A 20,799-nucleotide genomic window follows, 5' to 3' on the forward strand; every position below is an offset into this window, starting at 1 on the left:
AACTCGATGCCATCGCAGACGAACTCAACGACCGGCCGCGGCAGACGCTGGGCTGGCTTAAGCCGATCGAAGCGTTCAGCAAAGTGTTGCTAGACTAGAGGCGGTGCACTCACCAGTTGAAACCACCCCCACAAGAATACCAGTGTTCGAACAGGTGTGCGAATATGAAAAGTGTTCCAGGAAACGGGTTCGCATTCTGGTGGTGTGTGATTTGTCGGTGATTGCCAACTGGCTCTCGTCACGAGCGTGTTCTCTTGAGGGGTAGGTCGAAGGTGGCGTGGCCGAGACTTTGCGGTGAAGGACATCTTTGGGCGGTGAAATGCCGTTCAGTGGCTAAAAATGCGATTTTCGACGGGGGTCGTGAGTGGTAATGACGGTTAGAGCGCTCATTACCACTCACGACCCCGCGCACCCGGCCCTGGACAGAAGCGATGTCTTGAAGGCCACCGTTGAGACATCCAACGTCCCCAGGTGGCCTTCAGGGCACCCTGCCCGACAAGACACGTCTGGCCTTGGCTCTCAATAACCGGCGGACCGAGGGAATAATGCTCGACCATGAGCACGAGCAGAGCAGTGAGCTGGGAAGGCTTCTACAACACCAGAGATCTTGGCGGCTTGCCGACCAGGTCGGGCCAGGCGACTCGCTACGGAGCCTTCTTCAGGGCGGCTGATCTTCGTTTTGTCACCGACGAGGGCTGGTCCCAGGCGCGACAATCCGGTGTCCGAACCATCGTCGACCTGCGCAATGCCGACGAGATCCGGCCTGCGACGGCAAAGTCCTCGACAGCGCTGGCGGGCTCGGGGCACTTCACCGCCACCACCGCGGGCGCAACCACACCGACCGGCGTCGACCGCATCGAGGTACCCCTCGACGATATCGAGGACATCGAGTTCTGGCGGCACATCAACAATGAGCGACTCAACGGCAGTCCGCTCTACTACCGTCCCTTCCTCGAACGGAAAGCCAGCCGCTGCGCCGCTGTCATCACTGCGCTCGCCCGCTGCAGACCTGGCGGTGTCCTGTTCCACTGTGGCGCGGGCCGAGACCGTACCGGCCTGATCACCCTCCTGCTGTTGGCGCTGGCCGACGTCCAGCCCGAGGCCATCGCCGCGGACTACGACCTGTCCACTGAGGCCCTGAAACCCCTGTTCGCCGCGATGGGCACCGAGGACCAAGGACCGAGCATCCAGTCGATCCTCACCAACCGCGGCACCACGACCCAAGCCGCCATCCTCAGCACCCTCGAGGACCTCGACGTCGAGCACTATCTTCTCGCCGCCGGTGTCAGCAACACCGACCTCGACGGCATCCGCGGCAGACTCTTGGGATCACGCTCCCACTGACAGATCCCGCCACCCCCGAAACCCGCCTAAAGTGACCGAGGACGCCGCAGTCACTCCCGGGAGGCACGCATGTCGTTGTTGGCCCAGTTGAACGCCGCGATCACCACGGGCACGATCGAGGTCGTCGACCTCACCGCCCCGTTGAGCGCGAGCACCCCGATCCTCCAGTTGCCGGAGCCGTTCGCGAACACGATCCCGTTCGGCCTGGAGGAGATCAGCCGGTACGACGAACGCGGGCCGCGCTGGTACTGGAACAACATCCACACCGGCGAGCACACCGGGACCCACCTCGACGTTCCCGTGCACTGGGTGTCGGGAAAGGACGGCCACGACGTCTCCGAGGTGCCGCTGCGCACGCTGGTCGCCCCGGCCGTGGTACTCGACGCGACGGCCCGCGCGGCCGAGGATCCGGATTTCCTGCTGTCCATCGACGACATCCGCGAGTGGGAACGGGAGAACGGGCCGCTGCCGGACGGTGGCTGGCTGCTCTACCGCACGGGCTGGGACGCCCGGTCGCATGAGCAGGAGGCCTTCCTCAACAACGACGAGAACGGTCCGCATTCGCCGGGCGTCTCGGCGGAATGTGCCCGCTGGCTTGCGGAGGAGGCGCCGATCACCGGGTTCGGGGTGGAGACCGTGGGCACGGACGCGGGGCAGGCGCTGGCCCTCGAACCCGCCTTCCCCTGCCACGAACTCCTTCTGGGCGCGGGAAAGCACGGTTTGACGCAGTTGCGGAATCTGGCGAGCCTGCCGCCCACCGGATCGCTGCTGGTCGTCAGCCCGCTTCCGATCGTCGGCGGTTCCGGCAGCCCCGCCAGGGTGTACGCGCTGGTCGAACGGGCATGAACGTCGCGGAGCTGGTCGGCCGCACGCTGGCGGAACTCGGGGTGGGGGCCGCGTTCGGGGTGGTGGGCAGCGGCAATTTCGAGGCCACCAACGGCTTACGGTCCGGCGGGGTGCGGTTCGTCGCCGCGCGGCACGAGGGCGGCGCGGCGAGCATGGCCGACGCGTACGCGCGGATGAGCGGCCGTGTGCCGGTGCTGAGTCTCCATCAGGGCTGCGGGCTGACCAACGCCCTCACCGGGATCACCGAGGCCGCCAAGAGCCGGACCCCGATGATCGTCCTGGCCGGGGACACCGCGGCATCGGCGGTGCTGTCGAACTTCCGGATAGACCAGGACGCGCTCGCGTCCGCCGTCGGCGCCGTGCCGGAGCGCGTGCACGGCGCGGCCAGTGCGGTCGCCGACACCGTCCGCGCCTACCGGACGGCGGTGCAGCAGCGGCGCACCGTCCTGCTCAACCTCCCGCTCGACGTCCAAGCCCAGGAGGCGCCCGAAGCGGTCCCGGTTCCGGAAATCACCGGCCCGGCGCCGATCCGGCCGAATGTCGACGCGGTCGCGAAACTGGCGGATCTCCTCGTCGAAGCACGGCGGCCGGTGTTCATCGCCGGTCGCGGTGCCCGGGACGGTGCCGCACCGCTGAAGGAACTCGCGGAGGTTTCCGGGGCGCTGCTGGCGACTTCGGCGGTGGCGCACGGACTGTTCCACGACAATCCCTTCTCGATCGGGATCGCGGGCGGCTTTTCGTCACCCCGAACGGCGGGACCCATCAGGGACGCCGACCTCGTGATCGGCTGGGGCTGCGCGCTGAACATGTGGACCACCCGGCACGGCACGCTCCTCGGCCCGGAGGCCCGGCTCGTCCAGGTCGACGTCGACCAGGCCGCGCTCGGCGCGCACCGGCCGATCGACCTCGGCGTCGTCGGCGATGTCGCCGGCACGGCTGTGGACGTTCACGCCGAACTCGAGAGGCGTGGCCACCGAAGGAGTCGCGAAACGCTCAAAAGCACACGGTGGAACGACGTGCCGTATAACGACCTATCCGGCGGCGGGAGGATCGATCCACGCACGCTCAGCCGGCGTCTCGACGAGATCCTGCCCGCCGAACGCGTGGTTTCGATCGACTCCGGCAACTTCATGGGCTACCCGAGCGCGTATCTGTCCGTCCCCGACGAGAACGGCTTCTGCTTCACCCAGGCGTTCCAAAGTATCGGACTCGGTCTCGGCACGGCGATCGGCGCGGCGCTGGCCCGGCCGGACCGGTTGCCGGTGCTCGGGGTCGGCGACGGAGGGTTCCACATGGCCGTCTCGGAACTGGAAACCGCCGTACGGCTACGGATTCCGCTCGTGGTCATCGTCTACAACGACGCGGCGTACGGCGCCGAGATCCACCATTTCGGCGACGCGGACATGACCACGGTCCGATTCCCCGACACCGACATCGCGGCGATCGGGCGAGGTTTCGGCTGCGCCGGGATCGCCGTGCGGTCGGTCGAGGACCTGGCCGCCGTCGAGGACTGGCTCGGCGGGCCACGGGACGCGCCGCTCGTCGTCGACGCCAAGATCGCCGACGACGGCGGCTCGTGGTGGCTCGCCGAAGCCTTCCGGCATTGAGTCCGCTAAACGCCCCAGTCCGGCCTCAGCGGCATACCCGAGTCACCGTCCGGACCGACCTTCACCCCGAGCACCTGGTGCAGTTCGATCTCCCGCCGCTCGAAGGCGAGACGGCACGCGGCCATGTACAGCGCCCAGACACGGCTCCGCCCGGCACCCGCTTCGGCGACGGCCGCGTCCCAGTTCGCGTCGAGGTTGGCGCACCACGCGCCGAGCGTGGTGGCGTAGTGCTCGCGGAGGTTCTCCGAATGCCGTACCTCCAGCCCGCTGTCGTGCATCGCGGTGGCGATCTCCCCGACGGACTCCAGCTCGCCGTCGGGGAAGACGTACCGGTCGATGAACCCGCGTGACCGGTGCGCGACGGAGGTGTCCGGGTTGGTGATGCAGTGGTTCAGCAACCGCCCGTGCGGCTTCAGTTTCCCGGCGAGGAAACGGAAGTACGACGGCAGGTTGCGGGCGCCGATATGCTCGGTGAGCCCGATCGACGACACCGCGTCGAAATCCGTTTCGGTGACGTCGCGGTAGTCGAGATGCCGTACTTCGGCCTTGTCCGCGAGCCCCTTGGTCACGATGTCCTTCTGCGCCCATTGCGCCTGCTCGCGCGAAAGGGTCACGCCCAGCGCCTCGACGCCGTAGTTCGCGACGGCGTGCTCCACCATCCCGCCCCAGCCGCAGCCGACGTCCAGCAGCCGCATCCCCGGCCGGAGGCCGAGTTTCCGGCACACCAGGTCGAATTTGTGCGCCTGTGCCTCTTCCAGCGAGGACTCGGCGGACGGATACGCGGCGCAGGTGTAGGCCATCGACGGCCCGAGCACCAGTTCGTAGAACCGGTTCGAGACGTCGTAGTGGTTGGAGATCGCGTTGCTGTCCCGCGCTTTCGAGTGCCGCAGCCCGTCGAAGACGCGCTTGGCACGGCTCGGCAGTTCCTCGGCGGGCGGGGCGACGCGGCGCAGATGCGTGGGGCCGAGTTTGCGCAGCAGCCACAACCGGTCGGCGGCGCTGAGCTGATCGACCTGGGAAACGAGCGCACGCAACGCCGTGTAGAGGTCACCGTCGACGTCGAGCGCGCCGGCGACGTACGCCCGCGCGAGACCGAGGTCCCCCGGGGACGACATCAGGTACGTCAACGCCAGCGGCGACCGCACCTCGATCGACACGGGTGCGTCCGCGGGCCCGCTCGTGCTTCCGTCATAGGCGGTGATGGACACTTCGGTGCTCGGGCCGAGCAACCGCTCGAAGATCTTGCCGACGGTCGTCGTCTCAGCCATGGTCGTCTCTCTTCTTCCGGCCCGGGTCACCGCCGCCGCACGCATTTCGCGTACAGGTCGAGCAGTCGGCCGTCGGGGTCGTAGGCCGTCTTCAGTTTCCGGTAGGCGTCGCCGTTGTACAGCCGCCAGAACTCGTCTTCGGTATAGAAACTGTCGGAATACAGCGACTTCCGCCCGCCGAGCCGGGTCACTTCGGCCTCGATCAGCCGATTGTGCGTATCCGGCTCCTCGCCGGGGTCCAGCGGGACCGAGGACCAGAACCCGAAGTTGACGTACAGCGTTTCGGGGTCCATTTCGTACAGCGGCGAGTTCACGCCACCCGGCCGCTGCTTCAGCGGGCAGATCCACACCGGGCTGATCGGGATCTCGCGGCGGAAGAAGTCCAGGAACTCCGCCGCTCGCGAGAGCGGGACTTCGATGTCCTGGACGATGGTCTCTTCCGGGGGAAGCCCGCGCAGCTTGAGCAGTTTCGCGGCGATCCCGAACCGGCGGTCGAGCGCCACGACCTTCCAATAGACCGAAGACCGCAGCAGCCGCCTGCCCAGCAGCAGCCGGGGGAGCCGGTGCTGCACGCCGAACGCCCGCGAGCACCAGAACCAGTCCGTGTCCCAGCGCCACAGGTAGTCGCGGACGCTCAGATGGTCCGTCTCGCGGGAGCGGATCGACTTGTAGTAGATGTCGAGCCAGGTGTAGTCGCTGGTCGCGGGCGCCGAGGTGGTGAACGTGCCCAGCGTCAGGTACTGCTCGCCCGGTCCGAAGACCGTTCCGTCCACGAAGTCGGCCGATCCGTTGCGGCAGGCTTCACCCAGCGCCGCGAAGTACTCCTCGGTGTCGTCGTACGGGATGTGGTCGAGCCGCACGTACGGTTTGACCGGCTCCAGTTCGATCTTCAGCCGCAGCGCGTAGCCGAGCGTCCCGTACGAGTTCGGGAAGCCGTGGAACAGGTCGCTGTGCTCGTTGTCCGGCCGCGCGACGACGATCCTGCCGTCGCCGGTGAGCAGTTCCATCTCCAGCACCGACTCGTGCACGAGCCCGTTGCGGAACGAGGACGACTCGATGCCGAGGCCGGTGACCGCGCCGCCGAGCGTGATCGTCTTGAGCTGCGGCACGACCCGCGGCATCAACCCGTGGGGCAGGGTCGCGTCCACCAGTTGCTCGTAGGTGACCATGCCTTCGACGTCGGCCGTGCGTGCCAAGGGATCGACGTCGAGGACATGCGTGAAACCCGAGACGTCCAGACCCGGGGTGGTGGTCGCCGTCCGTGCCCGGAACAGGTTCGACGTCCGCTTCGCCAGCCGGATCGTCCCGTGGAGATCCGCGAGCTGTGCGCGGAGTGTTTCGGCGCGTGCGTCGTGTTCGGCGAACCGGACCAGCCGCGCCGTCGCTCGGGTACCGCTGTCTCCGCTAGTCATTCCTGATCGCCATCAGTTCATCGTGCCCCACGGAACCGCCTGGCGCAGCCCTTATTCGTGCCGGAGTCCGGGTAGCGGGACGGCGTTCGCCATGGCGGTGAAGCCCTTGTCGCCGGGATGGAGGTGATCGCCGGAGTCGTACTCGGGTTTGATCCGCTGCGGATCGGCGGGGTCGCGGATCGCCGCGTCGAAGTCGATGTAGCCGTCGAAGAGCCTGCTGGTCCGGATGAACCGGTTCACCGCCTGCCGGGTCTCCTCGAGCCGCGGAGTGTACGAACCCCAGCCCTTCCACGGCGTGATCGTCGCGCCCAGCACCCGCAGCCCGCGGTCGTGCGCCCTCGTCGCGATCTGTTTCAGCGCCGAGATGATCTTGTTCGGATCGGCCTGGTGCGGGGTCTGCTGGATGTCGTTGATGCCCTCGAACACGATCGCCGTCCGCACGCCGGACTGGTTCAGGACGTCCCGGTCGAGCCTGGCCAGCGCGTTGACCCCGTAGTTGCCGCCGTCGAGCAGCAGGCGGTTCCCGCTGATCCCGGCGTTGAGCACGCCGAGGCGCGCGCTGATCTTGTCGGCGAGCTGATCGGGCCAGCGCAGGTTCGCGCCCCAGGTCGAATGGGCCCCGTCGGTGATCGAGTCGCCGATCGCCACGACGCTGCCCCGCAATCCTGCTCCGCGGACGTCCACTCCGGACACGTAGTGCCAGACCGCGGTCTTCTCCGGGAACGCGGCCGCCGACTCGTCGGCCGCCTTGTCGCCGTTCCGGGTGAAGTACGAGTTCTGCATCGCGAGCGGGTGGTAGGTGATCGGACCCGACGGTGTCGGGGTGTACGTGGTGACCAGCAGGTCGCCGTCCCTCGGCACGGTCAGCGGCGCGCCGTCGCTGACGATGTCGGCGCCCGGCGGCACGGTGACCTCGCGATCTCCGCCGAAGGTCAGCGTGCGCATCGTGCCGGGCACGGCCTGCGGGGTGTCCGGGCCGGCCGCGACCGCGACGGTCACCCGGCCGAACAGCACCGGAGCGCGGCCGAAGGCGTTGGACAGCCGCACGCGGACCTCGTGCCCGCCGGCGCTGGTGTGCACGATGTTGCGGATCGAGAAATTCGGGTAGCCGTTGTCGGTCCCGGCCACCCCCGCAGCGGGCGCCGCCGCCCAGGTGCCCACCCAGCCGCTGCCGGCGAGGCTCTCCACCGGGGCCGCCGCGGCACTCGGCACCAAGCCCAGCACCAGGATTCCCGCTACGGCGAGATACTTCACGCGCATGTCGGTCCGCCTCCACCCAGTTCGGCTCCACTCATCGTCAAGGAATCACCGACAACCGGTCAACGCCCTGGACAGGACAGGTTTCTGTCGGTGGGGGCCGTTAGCCTGAACGCCATGAAACCTGCTGCTCTCGCGAAGCTCTGCCTCGCCCTCCCCGGCGCCAGGGAGGAGTTCCCGTTCGGCGAGGACATCAGCGTGTTCAAGGTCGCGGGCAAGATCTTCGCGCTCGGCCCGCTCAAGGCGAAGCCGCTGCGGATCAGCCTCAAATGTGAGCCCGATCTGGCGGTCCGGCTGCGTGCCGAGCATCCGGCGATCGTCCCCGGCTACCACCTGAACAAACAGCACTGGAACACCGTCGAACTGGACGGCTCACTGACCGACGGCTTCGTCCGGGAGATGATCGAGGACTCCTACGATCTCGTCGTCGCGGGCCTGCCGAAACGAGAACAGGAGAAACTGAACTGGGTCGCGCTCAGCCGGGAATGAGCGCCGGGGTTTCATCCGGATTTCATCCGACCATGCTCGTCCGGCCTCCTACCGTGGGCGGAGACGGGTGCCGCCCGCCGCACGATGACGCGCTCGGCGGGACTTCCTAGGCTGATGCCGTGCTGAGGATCTTGCGGGACCGGTTCCGGGCACGGGTGCAGGCGAGTCTCACCCGTGCCGGGCTGACCCTGCCGTGGTGGGGGGCGTTGTGCGCGAGCGCGGTGAGCTTCGTGTTCACGGCGGTCGCGCTGGTGCAGCGGGACGCCCTGCTGCCGCCCGAGCCGATCGCGCTGGCCGGTCTGATCGTGATCGCGCCGTCGGTGATCTGGACGATCACCGACTGGATCATGCCGTGGGTGCGGATGACGGCGCTGATCATCGCCGCCTCGGTGCTGCTCATCGAGCCCGTCCTGCCGGATTTCGCGCCGTTGCTGCTGCTGGTCGCGGCCACCGAAGCGGGCAGTGTCCTGCGGACGACGTGGGGGATCGCGATCGTCACCGTCGCGGGCGAGGCGGTCCTGGTCGTGGCGGGGATCTGGGGCGGGCTGATCGGCGGGCCGGTGTACATGGTCGCGATCCTGCTCGGCCTCAGCGGCGGGCTCATGGTCCGCTGGTACACCAGGGTGCTCGACGCCGAACGCGGCAACCGGGACGCCTCCCGCGACAAGGCCCTGCTGGCCGAACGGCAGCGGATCGCGCGTGAGGTGCACGACGTCGTCGGCCATTCGCTCAGCATCACACTGCTGCACCTGACCGGGGCACGGCACGCGTTGCAGCAGGATCGCGACGTCGACGAGGCGATCGAAGCGCTCACCGAAGCCGAGCAGGTGGGACGGGCCGCGATGGCCGACATCCGCCGCACGGTGGGCCTGCTCGCCGACTCCCCGTCGGGCAGCGCCCCGCTGCCGGGGGTGGAGGACATCGCGACGCTGGTGGAACGCACTCGCAGCGCCGGGTTGGCGGTGCGCTATACACAGGAAGGCGACCTCGGCCGGGTAGGCGCCTCGGAAGGATTGGGCCTCTACCGGATCGTGCAGGAATCACTTGTCAACGTCGTCAAACACGCCCCCGGCGCGACGGCTGAGGTCCGGCTGAACGCCGGCCGTTCGGGGTTGAAGCTCATCGTCAGCAACTCCCTCCCCGCGACCGTGCGGCGCGCGGCGGAGGACGGTTCGGGACTGGCGGGCATGGCCGTCCGCGCGGCCCAGCTCGGCGCCGATCTCAGCGCCGGGCCCAGCGGCAGGCAGTGGATCGTGCAGGTCACCGTGCCGGGGGTGAACCCGTGACCGCCGCCGAGGTCCAGGTGCTGCTGGTCGACGACCAGGAGCTGGTCCGGTCCGGGCTGCGGCGCATCCTGCGCCGTCGCGACGGGTTCGTCATCGCGGGGGAATGCGGCGACGGCTCGGAAGTGCCGTCGGCGCTGGCCGCGCACGAGGTCGACGTCATCGTGATGGACCTGCGGATGAAGAACGTCGGCGGGGTCGAGGCGACCAGGCGGCTGCGGCGGTCCGGCGGGCATCCGCCGGTGCTCGCGCTGACCACCTTCGACGACGACAACCTCTTGGCCGACGCGCTGCGTGCGGGCGCGGCCGGGTACGTCCTCAAGGATTCCCCGGCCGAGGACCTGATCCGGGCCGTGCGCGCGGTCGCCGCGGGTGACGCGTGGCTCGACCCCGGCGTCACCGGGCGGGTGCTCGCCGCGTACCGGCAGGCCGCCGGGAACGGCAGCGGCGGACGCTCACCGGAACTGCTGACACCGAGGGAACAGGACGTGCTCAGGGCGATCGGCCGAGGGCTGACCAACGCGGAGATCGCCGCGACCCTCGTCATTTCGGAGGTGACCGTGAAAAGCCATATCGGCCGGATCTTCACCAAACTCCAGTTGCGGGACCGGGCGGCCGCGATCGTGTACGCGTTCGACCACGGGATCGTGGTGCCGGGCTGATGCGCAACGATGGGGGGATCATGCCGGACTCGCGACTTCGCTTCGAACTACTCGGCCCGTTGCGGGCCTGGCACGGGGAGACCCGGCTGGACCTGGGGCCGGTCCGGCAGCAGGCCGTGCTGGCCGCGCTGCTGCTGCGCCCGGACGTGACCGTCAGCCACTACGAACTCACCGACGGGCTCTGGGAAAAGCCGCCGGAGTCCAATGTGCTGCCGGTGTACGTCCGGCGGTTGCGGCAATGCCTGGACACCTCGGGCCAGAAGCCCCGGGACTCGGTGATCGTGTCCGATCGTGGCGGCTACCGGTTCGCCAGCGGCGGGGTCCGGCTGGACGTGGTCCGGCTGGAGGAGGTCGCCGCCGGCGCGGCCGCCGCCGAGGAGTCGGGTGACCTGGTCGCCGCGGTGGAAACCTTCGCCGACGCGCTCCGGCTGTTCCACGGCGAGCCGCTGACGGGGCTGCCCGGCGCGTTCGTCCAGGGGGAACGGCGACGGCTGGAGGAACGCAGGCTTCTGCTGCTGCGCCGGAAACTGCGGGCCCAGCTGAAACTCGGCCGGTTCGACGAGGTGATCGGCGAGCTGTCGGCGCTGGTGTCCGCCGATCCGCCGAGCGAGCCGCTGGCCGCGTTGCTGATGCGGGCGCTCTACGGCGGCGGGCGGCAGGCGGAGGCGCTGGAGGTGTTCACCGACGTCCGCGAGCGGCTGATCGAGCAGCTCGGCGTCGAGCCCGGTGAGGAACTGCGTCAGGTGCAGGAAGCGGTGCTGCGCGGGGACGAGACGCTGCTCGGTGTCGCGCCGCGCCGCGAGCCGTCCCGCCGGATCCGCAACGAACTGCCCGCCACCAACGGCGAACTCGTCGGCAGGGACCGGGAACTCGCGTTGCTCGTCGAAGACGGCGATCCGGAGTCGGTCTCGGTCGACGCCGTCGACGGTGTTCCCGGAGCGGGGAAGACCACGCTCGCGGTCCGCGCGGCACACCGGCTTCGCGAGTCCTATCCGGACGGTGCGTTGTTCGTGGATCTCCACGGCTACACCGAAGGCCGCGAGCCGGTGACGCCGGAGCGCGCGCTGCGGCGATTGCTGCGCGCGGTCGGTGTCGAGGACGGGGCGATGCCGGACGATCTCGACGAACTGGCCGCGTCGTGGCGGGCGGCGACCGCGCAGCTGCGGTTGCTGCTGGTGCTCGACAACGCCGAGTCCGCGGGCCAGGTGCGGCCGCTGCTGCCCTCCGGGCCGGGCAGCCGGGTGCTGGTGACCAGCCGCCGTCGGCTGTCCGGTTTGGACGCCGACCGCCGCGTTTCCCTTGGCGCGCTGGGTCTTGAAGCCGCCGAGCGGCTGCTCGGCCGCATCGTGGGAGCGCCGAGGGCCGAGGGGGAGCGGTTCGCCGTGCGCGCGCTCGCCGGGTTGTGCGGGCGGCTGCCGCTCGCGCTGCGGATCGCGGGCGCCCGGTTGCAGAACCGTCCGATGTGGACGTTCAAGGACCTGGTCGACCGGATGTCGGACGACGAGCGCAGGCTCGGCGAACTGACGGCCGAGGATCGCAGCGTCGAGGTGGCGCTGCGCCTGTCCTACGACCAGTTGCGGCCCGCCGAGCAGACCGCGTTCAGCGTGCTCGGCCTGTCGCCGACGACCGAATTCGACCGGCTGTCGGTCGCCGCCCTGCTGGACTGCTCGCCCGCCGAAGCCGAGCGGCAGCTGGAAAGCCTGGTCGACGCCAGCCTCGTGCAGGAACCCGCGAGCGGCCGCTACCGGCTGCACGACTTGGTGGCGGTTTACGCCCGTCGGCTCGCCGGGGAGATGCCAGAGGACGCCGCCGACGCGGCTCGGAAACGGGTGTACCGGCTCTACCTCAGCGCCGCCCGCCGGGCGAGCGAGTGGGGTGTCGCGCGGTTCCCGGTGGAGACCGGGGGACCGTTCACCGGGCAGCGTGACGCTTCCGCCTGGCTCGACGCGGCCGGCGACCTGCCGGAGGTGGTGTCGCAAGCGGCCGAAGCCGGGCTGGCCGAACTCGCCTGCTCGGTCGCCGAGGGGCTGGTCGACTATCTCGCGCGGCAGCAGCGGTATCACGAATGCCGGACGGCGTTGCAGATCGCGTTGCCGCTCGCGGAACAGGCCGAAGACGAACGCCTCGTCTCGTCGCTGCGGTTCTGCCTCGGCTACGTCCACGCCGCGCAGGGGCAGCTGGACCGCGCGCGCGGCTGGTTCGACGACGCGCTGCGGGCGGGGCAGGCCTCGGGCGACCGCGGGGTGGAGGCGCGGGCACTGGGCGGGCTTGCCATGGCGGACCTTATCGCCGGCAGGCACGATCTCGCGATCCCCGGCACGCGGCGGGTGATGGTCCTCGCCGAGGAGGTGGGGGACCGATGGCTCGCCGAACGGTCGCTGTCCGCGCTCGGTTATCTCGCTTACCTGCAAGGCGACCATGAGGAGGCACTCGCCCACCTCGGCCGTGCCCGGGAGCTGAGCGAAGAGATCGGCAGTCCGGGGATGCTGGCCAGGGTGCTGTGCCACTGCGGCACCGTCCGGATGGAGACCGGCAGGTTCGCCGAAGCCGCGCTGGATTTCCGGCGGTCCGTCGAACTCGCCGAGGAGACCACGGACGGCCTGCTGATCGCGACCGCTCTCGCCCGCCTTGGCGCCGCGGAACTGGAGCTGGGGAACCTCGACGCGGCGTTCGAACTCCAGCGGCGGGCGCTGACGGCGGTCACCGAGGAGACGATCATCGGGATGGAGTCCGAGATCCGCAACCGGCTCGGCCGCACCCATCTCGCCGCGGGCGATCCGGTGGCCGCCAGGGAACACTTCGAGTGGGTGCTCACCAACATCGGCACCGACGGTGATCCCCTCCAGCGCACCCTCGCGCTGGAAGGTCTGGACCTCACCAGACAGTCGGTACGCCGGCGTTGATGATCGTGAAGCGGTGCCCCGCCATGCTCGTCCGCCAGCGCGCGAAGTAGGCGTCGGCCGCGTCGGCCAGGTGTACCCCGGCACGGACTTCGTGGACGACGCAAGCCCATTCCGCGCCGTCGCACAGCACCAGTTCCCGCGGCGCCCCGCGCTTGCGGAGCACGGAAGAGCAGAGGGTGCCGCGCCTGCCGACCGTGCCGTCGTCGAGGCAGCGGCGGAGGTCTTCGACGGCATGGGCGGCGGTCTCGAACAACGTCCACCGGTACTTCGGCGACGGGCGACCGTCGGCCCACGGCGTGAAGAACGCGGCCCAGCTCCAGCCGGGTCCGACGAGTCCGTCCCGTTCCCCGGGACTCGGCGCGTCGTCCCGGGGGAGCACCATGTTGTACGGGGTCCGGCTCGCCGGGCTCATGCACGTCTCCTCGTGGACCACCGGTCCGCGGCCGCGGATCCGTGCCCGGAACCGTAAAACGGAGCCATGAAATCCCGATGAAACGAAGCCGGGTCTCGACCGACCCGGGGTCAGCTCTGCGGCACCACGGTCAGCTTCCGTCCGTTGAGCGGTTGTGGCTCGCGGGCGTTGCCGTCGCCGAACAGGCCCCGGAACCGTGCGATCGTCGACGGCGAGACGGTCTGCTCGGACATCAGGAACCACTGCACGCCTTCGGAGAACGGGGCCGTGGTGAGCGAGCCTTCGTACCGGAGCGTGCTCCTGTTCCGGGGCAGGAGCGTGTCGAGGTCGAAGTCCGCCAGCGCCACCGGTTCGCCGCATTCCGGTGCGAGCGTCGCCAGGACGCGATCCACCGGCGACCCGGCGCCCGCGCGCAGGGGAACGCCGATCACCAGCAGTTTCCCGGCGGCGCTGCGGTGCACGAAATGCATTTCCAGCGGATCGGAGCGGCCCTGGAAACGGTGCTCCGACGGGGTGTGGAAATGGAACTGTTCGAGTTCGTAGCGGACCCCGGCGAGCGTGACGTGCCCGGTGCCCGGCCGGACCAAGGCCTCTTCGGTTTCTTCGTGATTCCTCGTACCGCACCCGTTGGTGTCCGAGGTGTCCTTCCGGATGTATTCGAGGTCGAGATCCGAATGGTCGTAGGCGATCTCCAGCCGCGGCTGGGCGGGATCGAACCTGAGGGCGCCGGGGGAGATGTCGACCGGGCTCTGCGACGGCTGCCGCGATTGGGCGGTGCCGCCCGCGGCCAGCAGGAATCCGGTGAGGACGAGGGGAACGACGAATGCGGTAAGGCGCCTGCGCGTCACGCTCTGAACCTTTCGAGGACCCGGACGAACTATGATCATCCGGACAAAGTCGGCCGCACCCGAGGTAGTGGCGCGGACGAGAAGAACACATCTTTTTCCTGTGCCGAAGAATGCGCAAGCCCCCTGATCGGGCCAATTTCCGACATATTCTCTCTTTCCGTGCGAAACGGAGCGTGATTCTTGTCGGTGTTCTCCGAAAGATTCACTGTGCGCATCCGGGCGGGCACCCGTAGTATTCGACGGGTGTCGATCTTGTCTGTGCTTCTCGCCCTGGTGAGCCTTTTTCCCGCGGTGGAGCCGGTTTCGCGAACCGGTGCCTGTGCGGGAACCGAGGGTGTGACCGTCGCGGTCGGCATGGCATCCGGAGTGCTCGTGCGATGCGTACCCGGCTCACCCGGCGACGCGCGGACGGCGCTCCAGCGTTCGGGGCTCGCCGTGCGACTGGGGAGCGGAACCGGGCCGTACGGGGATTCTCGCTACGTCTGCGTCATCGAAGGTCTTCCCGGCGACGACGCCTGTACCGGTCATCGGGAGGGCGCGCCGTTCTGGAAGGTGTGGCGCGTCGGGCTGGATCCCGTCGCGTGGCGCGAATCCGGCACCCAGGGCGGGCCCGGCGCGGTGCGGGTCTGCCCGGGCGGGCTCGTCGGGTTCGGTTTCGGGACTTCGCAGCCGCCGGTGTCGCCCGAGCAGGTCGTGACCACGCCCGGCTGGCTCCCGCCCCGGTGCTGAGAGCATGTCGCGAAAGCCACTTTCGGGACATCTGACGTCCCGAAAGTGGCTTTCGCGACACCCTCCGGTCAAGGAATGGCCAGCCCCGGCAGCCTTACCCCCGCCCCGTATGTGACGCACGTCGCTCACCTATACCCCCTCTGGGTACCGTCAGGCGCTTGCGGTACCCCCCGGGGGTATGTACGTTGGGTCCATGAGCGGCGCACGGGCCGCCTGAACCACGAGGAGAGTCACGATGAGCGAGACGACCTACACCGTCACCGGGATGACCTGCGGCCACTGCGCGACTTCGGTCACCGAAGAGGTCTCCAAGATCGACGGCGTCACCGACGTCCGGGTCGATCTGCCGACCGGCGCCGTGACCGTCACCGGTTCCCGTGAACCCGCGGTGGCGGACGTGCGCGCCGCCGTCGAAGAAGCCGGATATCAGCTGACCGCCTGAGCGGCTCCACGATCGCGGGTGGCACCCGCACTAAGGACTTCCACGATGAACACAGCAGCGAAGCTTTCCGCCTACGGTGTGGTACTCGCCCTGGTCGCCGGTGGCGGCTGGGCGACGGGTAAGGCTGTCGGTCCGTTCGCCGGCGCGGCCGGCGTGCCCGGTGGCGAGGACGCCGGGCACTCGGACACCCACGGCGGCACCGTCGCGGAAGCGGCGCACGGCAAGCAGGAGCACGAACCCGCCGGGCTCGCGTCGGCCAAGGGCGGCTACACCCTCACGCCCACCACCACGACGCTCACCCCCGGGAAGACCGCTCCCTTCACCTTCCGGATCCTCGGCGCCGACGGCGCGCCGGTGACCGCCTACGACGTCGAACACGAGAAGCGGATGCACCTCATCGTCGTCCGCCGCGACACCGCGGGTTTCCAGCACATCCACCCCGAACTCGGTGCGGACGGGACCTGGTCCGTGCCACTGGCCATCGGGGACGCGGGGGTTTACCGCGTCTTCGCCGACTTCAAGCCCAGCGGCGGCGAAGCGATCACCTTGGGGGCGGACCTCTTCGCCGGCGGGGACTTCCGCCCCGCCGAGTACCGGAGCGCGCACGTCGCGGAGGTCGACGGCTACCAGGTTCACCTCGACGGTGACCTCAAGCCGGGAACGTCGTCGAAGGTGACCCTCACCGTCACCAAGAACGGCCGTGAAGTCACCGATCTCCAGCCGTACCTGGGCGCCTACGGGCACTTGGTCGCGCTGCGCGGTGGCGACCTCGCGTACCTGCACGTCCACCCGGACGGCGAACCCGGTGACGGCCGGACCCCGGCGGGCCCCGCGGTCACGTTCTTCGCCGAGGTCCCGACGGCGGGCACCTACCGGTTGTTCCTGGACTTCCAGCACGAGGGCAAGGTCCGCACCGCCGAATTCACCGTCACGACAGGGGAAGGGAGCCACTGATGAGCACGGACACCACTTCGGTGGCCACAGCGTCCAACTCGGAGGTCGAACTAGCGATCACCGGGATGACCTGCGCCTCGTGCGCCATGCGCATCGAGCGGAAGCTGAACAAGCTCGACGGTGTCACGGCCACGGTCAACTACGCCACGGAGAAGGCGAAGGTCAGCTACCCGGCCGGCATCGAGCCTCGGCAGCTGGTCGAACAGGTCGAGGCGGCCGGTTATTCGGCCGCGTTGCCCGCGGTGGAGAAGGAAGAAACCGTCGGACAAGACACCGCGGTCGACCCAATCGCGCCGTTGAGGCAGCGGCTCATCGGGTCCGCGGTGCTGTCGGTGCCGGTGATCGTGCTCGCGATGGTGCCGGCGCTCCAGTTCACCTACTGGCAATGGATCTCGCTGACGCTGGCCGCGCCGGTGCTGGTGTGGGCGGCGTGGCCGTTCCACAAGGCGGCGTGGGCGAATCTGCGCCACGGCGCGGCCACAATGGACACTCTGATCTCGATGGGCACGCTCGCCGCGTTCCTGTGGTCGTTGTACGCCTTGCTGTTCGGCACCGCGGGAACGCCGGGGATGACGCATCCCTTCGAGCTCACCGTCCAGCGGATGGCGGGCGACGGCAACATCTATCTCGAGGTCGCCGCCGGCGTCACGACGTTCATCCTCGCCGGACGCTATTTCGAGGCGCGGTCCAAGCGGCGGGCGGGCGCGGCCCTTCGCGCCCTGCTGGAACTCGGCGCGAAGGACGTCGCGGTGCTCCGCGACGGCGAGGAAGTGCGTGTCCCGATCGGCGAACTCGCGGTGGGCGAGGAGTTCGTGGTGCGGCCGGGGGAGAAGATCGCGACCGACGGCGTGATCACCGAAGGCGCGTCCGCGGTCGACGCGAGCATGCTGACCGGGGAAAGCGTTCCGGTGGAGGTCGTCCCCGGTGACACGGTGGCGGGCGCGACGGTCAACGCGGGCGGCAGGCTCGTCGTCCGGGCCACCAGGGTCGGCGCCGACACACAGCTGGCGCAGATGGCGAAGCTCGTCGAGGCGGCGCAGACCGGGAAGGCACAGGTCCAGCGGCTGGCGGACCGGGTTTCGGCGGTCTTCGTGCCGATCGTGATCGCGCTCGCCGCCGGCACGCTGATGTTCTGGCTCGGCACCGGCGGTTCGGTGGCGGCGGCGTTCACCGCGGCGGTCGCCGTGCTGATCATCGCCTGCCCGTGCGCGCTGGGCCTGGCGACACCGACCGCGCTGCTCGTAGGCACCGGCCGTGGCGCGCAGCTCGGAATCCTGATCAAGGGCCCGGAAGTACTGGAATCGACCCGCGCGGTCGACACGGTCGTCCTCGACAAGACCGGCACGGTCACGACCGGGCAGATGTCACTGGTGGCGGTCCACGTCGCCGACGGTGTCGACGAGGAGACGACGCTGCGGCTCGCAGGCGCGTTGGAGAACGCGTCGGAACACCCGATCGCGCAGGCCATCGCCCGCGCGGCTCGGGAACGCACTGGGGAACTCCCGGCCGTCGAAGAGTTCGCCAGTCTCGAAGGCCTTGGTGTACAAGGAATCGTCGACGGTTCGGCGGTGCTGGTCGGCCGGAGCGCGTTGCTGGAGCAGTGGAGTCACCACCTGACGCCCGGGCTGGCGGAAGCCAAGGCGGCGGAAGAGAAACTCGGCCGCACGGCGGTCGTGGTCGGTTGGGACGGCGAGGCCAGGGCGGTCCTGGTCGTCGCGGACACCGTGAAGCCGTCGTCCGCCGAGGCGATCTCCCGGTTGCGTGAACTGGGGCTCACCCCGGTCCTGCTGACCGGCGACAACGAAGCCGTGGCCAAGGCGGTGGCCGCCGAGGTCGGGATCGACACGGTGATCGCCGAGGTGCTGCCGAAGGACAAGGTCGACGTCGTCAAGCGGCTCCAGGGCGAGGGCAAGGTCGTGGCGATGGTGGGCGACGGCGTCAACGACGCGGCCGCGCTGGCACAGGCCGACCTCGGCCTGGCGATGGGCACCGGCACCGACGTCGCCATCGAGGCCGGTGACCTGACCCTGGTCCGCGGCGACCTGCGGGCGGCGGTGGACGCGATCCGGCTTTCCCGGCGGACGCTGCGCACCATCAAGGGCAATCTGTTCTGGGCCTTCGCCTACAACGTCGGCGCGCTGCCGCTGGCGGCGGCGGGCCTGCTCAACCCGATGATCGCCGGCGCCGCGATGGCCTTCAGCTCGGTCTTCGTGGTGTTCAACAGCCTGCGCCTGCGCGGGTTCCGGAGCATCACCGCTTGACGAGCGGACCAGACCTCCTCCAGTATGAACACGTGTTCATGAACGCACGTTCATAACGGAGGAGGTTCTGGTATGCCCGGCATCGTCAACACCGCGCAGGCGGAGGCGTGGAACGGTTACGAGGGACGGCACTGGGCCGAGCACGACGAGCGCTACGACGCGGTGAACAGCGGGTTCAACGAATTCCTGTTCGACGCCGCCGGAATCGGCGAGCGCGACCGGGTGCTCGACATCGGCTGCGGCAACGGTCAGGTGACCAGGCTCGCCGCCGTCCGTGCCCCGCTCGGCGGCGCGACCGGGATCGACCTCTCCGAGCCGATGCTCGCCACGGCGCGGGCCCGCGCGGAGGCCGAAGATGTCGCGAACGTGGTGTTCGAGCAAGGTGACGTCCAGGTCTTCCCGTTCGGCGACGGGGTTTTCGACGTCGTGCTCAGCCGGTTCGCGGTGACGTTCTTCGCCGATCCGGTCGCCGCTTTCGCCAACGTGCACCGCGCGATGCGACCGGGCGGAAAGCTCGCGTTCCTGTGCATGACCGCACTCGCCGGAACCGATCTCGGTGCCGTTTTCGGCGCGCTGGCACCGTTCCTGCCGACCCCGACCGGCGAGGACGGCACAGGGCCGACGGCGTTCGCCGACCCGGCACGGGTTCGCTCGGTGCTGACCGCCGCCGGATTCGCCGAGGTCGCCTGCGACCGTGTCGAGGCGGATCAGGTCTGGGGGAGCGACGTTTCCGACGCGGCCGGATTCATCGGGGACTGGGGGCCGGTCAAGTACCACCTGGATCTGGCCGGCGCCGAAGCGGCGAAGGCGGCACGAGAAGCGCTTTCGGCCGCGCTGCGGCCCTTCGAGGGACCCGGCGGTGTCCGGCTGCGCGGCGCCGCGTGGCTGGTCAGGGCGAAATCCTGATGTCACCGAGAAAAGCGGCGGCCCTGCGCCACACGGAAGACGGCCGGAGCCTGCGCGAGCATCTGACCGGCACCGCCGCGGACCTGATTTCCGCGCACGGCACCGCGGAACTCACGGTGCGGGCGATCGCGCGGGCTGCGGGAGTCGCCGATGGCGTGCTGTACAACCATTTCGCCGACAAGGAGGAGTTGCTGGCCGACGCCTTGGCGGAGCACGTGCGGAGGGTCGAAGACGGGCTCGGCGAGCTGCCCGAGCCCGGTTCGGCCACGGTCGAGGCCAATCTCCGCACCCAGTTGGCATACGGGTTGGCTCTGCACAAGGAGATCCTGCCCGCGTTCGCCGGGCTCCTCGCCCGTCCCGTCGTGCTCGCGCGGTTCGGGGAACGAGCCGGAGACCGCGAGACGTGGCGCGATCGTCTCGCCGGATACCTGCGGGCGGAAAAGGAACTCGGCAGGCTGGACGGCGATGTCGACGCGGCGGCGGCGATGCTGGTCGGCGTCTGCCACGAAACGGTGCTCTCCGCGCTGCTTCCGCACGGCCCGGCGGTGACCGTTTCGCCGGAGGTGGAAGCCGTGGTCAAGACGGTGCTGGAGGGTATCGCTGCCCGATGACCGGAGTGTCGGGTTCGACACGGGTTGATCGGCGGGTGTTCTGGGTAACCCGGATGTGCGACTTCAGCAGGGAGGCCGCGCGCGACGGGAAGGGTGGCTCCATGATCAGTATCGCGGAGCATCCGGTGCCGGGGACCTGGGTGCTTGACCTGCGAGCCACGACGCCACGGGCGTTGCCGGACATGCGTGCCTGGGTGGTCAGATGCCTTCCCGATCTCGGCGAGAAGCACCTCGACGACGTCCTGCTCGCGGCGACGGAGCTCGTCGCCAACGCCTATGTGCACGGGGGTGGCGCACGCCACATCCAGTTGTGGCGCGGCGTGACTCCCTGCGCGGTGCGGATCGAGGTCGCGGACGTCAGTGTCGAGCAACCCCGGGCGCGGTGTTCGCAGATCGAGGACCCCCGCGGACGGGGGCTGCTCGTGGTCGACGGGGTGGCGGTGCAGTGGGGCGTCCGGCGCGAGTCGGTGCGGGGCGGGAAGATCGTCTGGGCGCACATCCGGTGCGGTGGCGGCTGTCCGGAAGCGCTCCCGCGCGTGCGCACGAGGCGCTCCCGGAACTGACC

Annotated in this window: 19 protein-coding genes; 14 read left to right on the top strand and 5 right to left on the bottom strand. The window is 69.4% G+C overall.

The features are described 5' to 3' along the window. The first annotated feature begins 555 nt into the window (after positions 1-555). From DMH01_RS34985 to DMH01_RS34995, 3 genes are all read left to right on the top strand, one after another. Positions 556-1,344 carry a tyrosine-protein phosphatase gene (locus tag DMH01_RS34985; protein ID WP_125682516.1) on the top strand — a complete coding sequence of 263 codons (789 nt, stop codon included), beginning with the start codon at positions 556-558 and terminating at the stop codon, positions 1,342-1,344. Positions 1,345-1,413: 69 nt separating this feature from the next. Beyond that, positions 1,414-2,190 carry a cyclase family protein gene (locus tag DMH01_RS34990; RefSeq protein WP_125682518.1) on the top strand — a complete coding sequence of 259 codons (777 nt, stop codon included), beginning with the start codon at positions 1,414-1,416 and terminating at the stop codon, positions 2,188-2,190. Next, positions 2,187-3,797 carry a thiamine pyrophosphate-binding protein gene (locus tag DMH01_RS34995; RefSeq protein ID WP_125682520.1) on the top strand — a complete coding sequence of 537 codons (1,611 nt, stop codon included), beginning with the start codon at positions 2,187-2,189 and terminating at the stop codon, positions 3,795-3,797. The genes DMH01_RS34990 and DMH01_RS34995 overlap by 4 nt, the downstream gene beginning before the upstream one ends. A gap of 5 nt (positions 3,798-3,802) precedes the next feature. Here the strand turns inward: DMH01_RS34995 and DMH01_RS35000 are convergent, their stop codons facing one another. Genes DMH01_RS35000 through DMH01_RS35010 form a run of 3 tightly spaced genes read right to left on the bottom strand, consistent with a single transcriptional unit; the run spans position 3,803 to position 7,737 of the window. Then, the gene (locus tag DMH01_RS35000) at positions 3,803-5,065 is read right to left on the bottom strand and encodes a class I SAM-dependent methyltransferase (RefSeq protein WP_125682522.1); all 1,263 of its coding nucleotides are present in this window, start codon (positions 5,063-5,065) and stop codon (positions 3,803-3,805) included. 26 nt (positions 5,066-5,091) lie between these two features. Further along, positions 5,092-6,477: an FAD-binding oxidoreductase gene (locus DMH01_RS35005; protein WP_125682523.1), complete on the bottom strand. Its 1,386-nt coding sequence runs from the start codon at positions 6,475-6,477 to the stop codon at positions 5,092-5,094. Between the two features lie 51 nt (positions 6,478-6,528). Further along, on the bottom strand, positions 6,529-7,737 hold the full coding sequence (locus tag DMH01_RS35010; RefSeq protein WP_125682525.1) for an SGNH/GDSL hydrolase family protein: 1,209 nt from the start codon (positions 7,735-7,737) through the stop codon (positions 6,529-6,531). 114 nt (positions 7,738-7,851) lie between these two features. Here DMH01_RS35010 and DMH01_RS35015 point away from each other — a divergent pair, with 114 nt between their 5' ends. From DMH01_RS35015 to DMH01_RS35030, 4 genes are all read left to right on the top strand, one after another. Continuing rightward, entirely contained in the window at positions 7,852-8,223 is a 372-nt protein-coding gene (locus tag DMH01_RS35015; protein WP_125682527.1) for an MmcQ/YjbR family DNA-binding protein, read from the top strand. A gap of 119 nt (positions 8,224-8,342) precedes the next feature. Continuing rightward, positions 8,343-9,509, top strand: a complete 1,167-nt coding sequence (locus DMH01_RS35020; RefSeq protein WP_125682529.1) for a sensor histidine kinase — start codon at positions 8,343-8,345, stop codon at positions 9,507-9,509. Next, positions 9,506-10,168: a response regulator transcription factor gene (locus DMH01_RS35025; RefSeq protein ID WP_125682531.1), complete on the top strand. Its 663-nt coding sequence runs from the start codon at positions 9,506-9,508 to the stop codon at positions 10,166-10,168. The genes DMH01_RS35020 and DMH01_RS35025 overlap by 4 nt, the downstream gene beginning before the upstream one ends. Beyond that, the gene (locus DMH01_RS35030) at positions 10,168-13,071 is read left to right on the top strand and encodes an AfsR/SARP family transcriptional regulator (RefSeq protein ID WP_125682533.1); all 2,904 of its coding nucleotides are present in this window, start codon (positions 10,168-10,170) and stop codon (positions 13,069-13,071) included. The genes DMH01_RS35025 and DMH01_RS35030 overlap by 1 nt, the downstream gene beginning before the upstream one ends. Here DMH01_RS35030 and DMH01_RS35035 read toward each other — a convergent pair. Further along, the gene (locus DMH01_RS35035; protein ID WP_125682535.1) at positions 13,043-13,483 is read right to left on the bottom strand and encodes a hypothetical protein; all 441 of its coding nucleotides are present in this window, start codon (positions 13,481-13,483) and stop codon (positions 13,043-13,045) included. The genes DMH01_RS35030 and DMH01_RS35035 overlap by 29 nt on opposite strands. Before the next feature lie 110 nt (positions 13,484-13,593). Continuing rightward, on the bottom strand, positions 13,594-14,331 hold the full coding sequence (locus DMH01_RS35040) for a carbonic anhydrase family protein (protein ID WP_158633277.1): 738 nt from the start codon (positions 14,329-14,331) through the stop codon (positions 13,594-13,596). Between the two features lie 243 nt (positions 14,332-14,574). Between DMH01_RS35040 and DMH01_RS35045 the strand changes: the two genes are divergently transcribed. The 7 genes from DMH01_RS35045 (at position 14,575) to DMH01_RS35075 (ending at position 20,797) form a co-directional block, all read left to right on the top strand. Beyond that, positions 14,575-15,060, top strand: coding sequence for a hypothetical protein (locus tag DMH01_RS35045; protein WP_125682539.1), 486 nt, complete (start codon positions 14,575-14,577; stop codon positions 15,058-15,060). Between the two features lie 235 nt (positions 15,061-15,295). Continuing rightward, positions 15,296-15,502, top strand: coding sequence for a heavy-metal-associated domain-containing protein (locus tag DMH01_RS35050; protein ID WP_125682541.1), 207 nt, complete (start codon positions 15,296-15,298; stop codon positions 15,500-15,502). Positions 15,503-15,547: 45 nt separating this feature from the next. Then, on the top strand, positions 15,548-16,456 hold the full coding sequence (locus tag DMH01_RS35055) for a hypothetical protein (protein ID WP_125682543.1): 909 nt from the start codon (positions 15,548-15,550) through the stop codon (positions 16,454-16,456). After that, entirely contained in the window at positions 16,456-18,717 is a 2,262-nt protein-coding gene (locus DMH01_RS35060) for a cation-translocating P-type ATPase (RefSeq protein ID WP_125682545.1), read from the top strand. Before DMH01_RS35055 ends, DMH01_RS35060 begins: the two co-directional genes overlap by 1 nt. Positions 18,718-18,789: 72 nt before the next feature. After that, on the top strand, positions 18,790-19,623 hold the full coding sequence (locus tag DMH01_RS35065) for a class I SAM-dependent methyltransferase (RefSeq protein ID WP_125682547.1): 834 nt from the start codon (positions 18,790-18,792) through the stop codon (positions 19,621-19,623). Continuing rightward, positions 19,623-20,234: a TetR/AcrR family transcriptional regulator gene (locus DMH01_RS35070; RefSeq protein WP_125682548.1), complete on the top strand. Its 612-nt coding sequence runs from the start codon at positions 19,623-19,625 to the stop codon at positions 20,232-20,234. Before DMH01_RS35065 ends, DMH01_RS35070 begins: the two co-directional genes overlap by 1 nt. Positions 20,235-20,335: 101 nt before the next feature. Continuing rightward, complete coding sequence (locus DMH01_RS35075; protein ID WP_034316847.1) at positions 20,336-20,797, top strand: ATP-binding protein; 462 nt, start codon at positions 20,336-20,338, stop codon at positions 20,795-20,797. Positions 20,798-20,799: the final 2 nt, after the last annotated feature.

It is taken from the genome of Amycolatopsis sp. WAC 04182, assembly GCF_003947465.1.
Taxonomy (GTDB): domain Bacteria; phylum Actinomycetota; class Actinomycetes; order Mycobacteriales; family Pseudonocardiaceae; genus Amycolatopsis.

What these genes read in the sequence shown, in the direction of transcription:
- DMH01_RS34985 (WP_125682516.1), top strand. Translation starts at nt 556, where the DNA reads ATGAGCACGAGCAGAGCAGTGAGCTGGGAAGGCTTCTACAACACCAGA.
- DMH01_RS34990 (WP_125682518.1), top strand. Translation starts at nt 1,414, where the DNA reads ATGTCGTTGTTGGCCCAGTTGAACGCCGCGATCACCACGGGCACGATC.
- DMH01_RS34995 (WP_125682520.1), top strand. Translation starts at nt 2,187, where the DNA reads ATGAACGTCGCGGAGCTGGTCGGCCGCACGCTGGCGGAACTCGGGGTG.
- DMH01_RS35000 (WP_125682522.1), bottom strand. Translation starts at nt 5,065, where the DNA reads ATGGCTGAGACGACGACCGTCGGCAAGATCTTCGAGCGGTTGCTCGGC.
- DMH01_RS35005 (WP_125682523.1), bottom strand. Translation starts at nt 6,477, where the DNA reads ATGACTAGCGGAGACAGCGGTACCCGAGCGACGGCGCGGCTGGTCCGG.
- DMH01_RS35010 (WP_125682525.1), bottom strand. Translation starts at nt 7,737, where the DNA reads ATGCGCGTGAAGTATCTCGCCGTAGCGGGAATCCTGGTGCTGGGCTTG.
- DMH01_RS35015 (WP_125682527.1), top strand. Translation starts at nt 7,852, where the DNA reads ATGAAACCTGCTGCTCTCGCGAAGCTCTGCCTCGCCCTCCCCGGCGCC.
- DMH01_RS35030 (WP_125682533.1), top strand. Translation starts at nt 10,168, where the DNA reads ATGCGCAACGATGGGGGGATCATGCCGGACTCGCGACTTCGCTTCGAA.
- DMH01_RS35035 (WP_125682535.1), bottom strand. Translation starts at nt 13,483, where the DNA reads ATGAGCCCGGCGAGCCGGACCCCGTACAACATGGTGCTCCCCCGGGAC.
- DMH01_RS35050 (WP_125682541.1), top strand. Translation starts at nt 15,296, where the DNA reads ATGAGCGAGACGACCTACACCGTCACCGGGATGACCTGCGGCCACTGC.
- DMH01_RS35055 (WP_125682543.1), top strand. Translation starts at nt 15,548, where the DNA reads ATGAACACAGCAGCGAAGCTTTCCGCCTACGGTGTGGTACTCGCCCTG.
- DMH01_RS35060 (WP_125682545.1), top strand. Translation starts at nt 16,456, where the DNA reads ATGAGCACGGACACCACTTCGGTGGCCACAGCGTCCAACTCGGAGGTC.
- DMH01_RS35065 (WP_125682547.1), top strand. Translation starts at nt 18,790, where the DNA reads ATGCCCGGCATCGTCAACACCGCGCAGGCGGAGGCGTGGAACGGTTAC.
- DMH01_RS35070 (WP_125682548.1), top strand. Translation starts at nt 19,623, where the DNA reads ATGTCACCGAGAAAAGCGGCGGCCCTGCGCCACACGGAAGACGGCCGG.
- DMH01_RS35075 (WP_034316847.1), top strand. Translation starts at nt 20,336, where the DNA reads ATGATCAGTATCGCGGAGCATCCGGTGCCGGGGACCTGGGTGCTTGAC.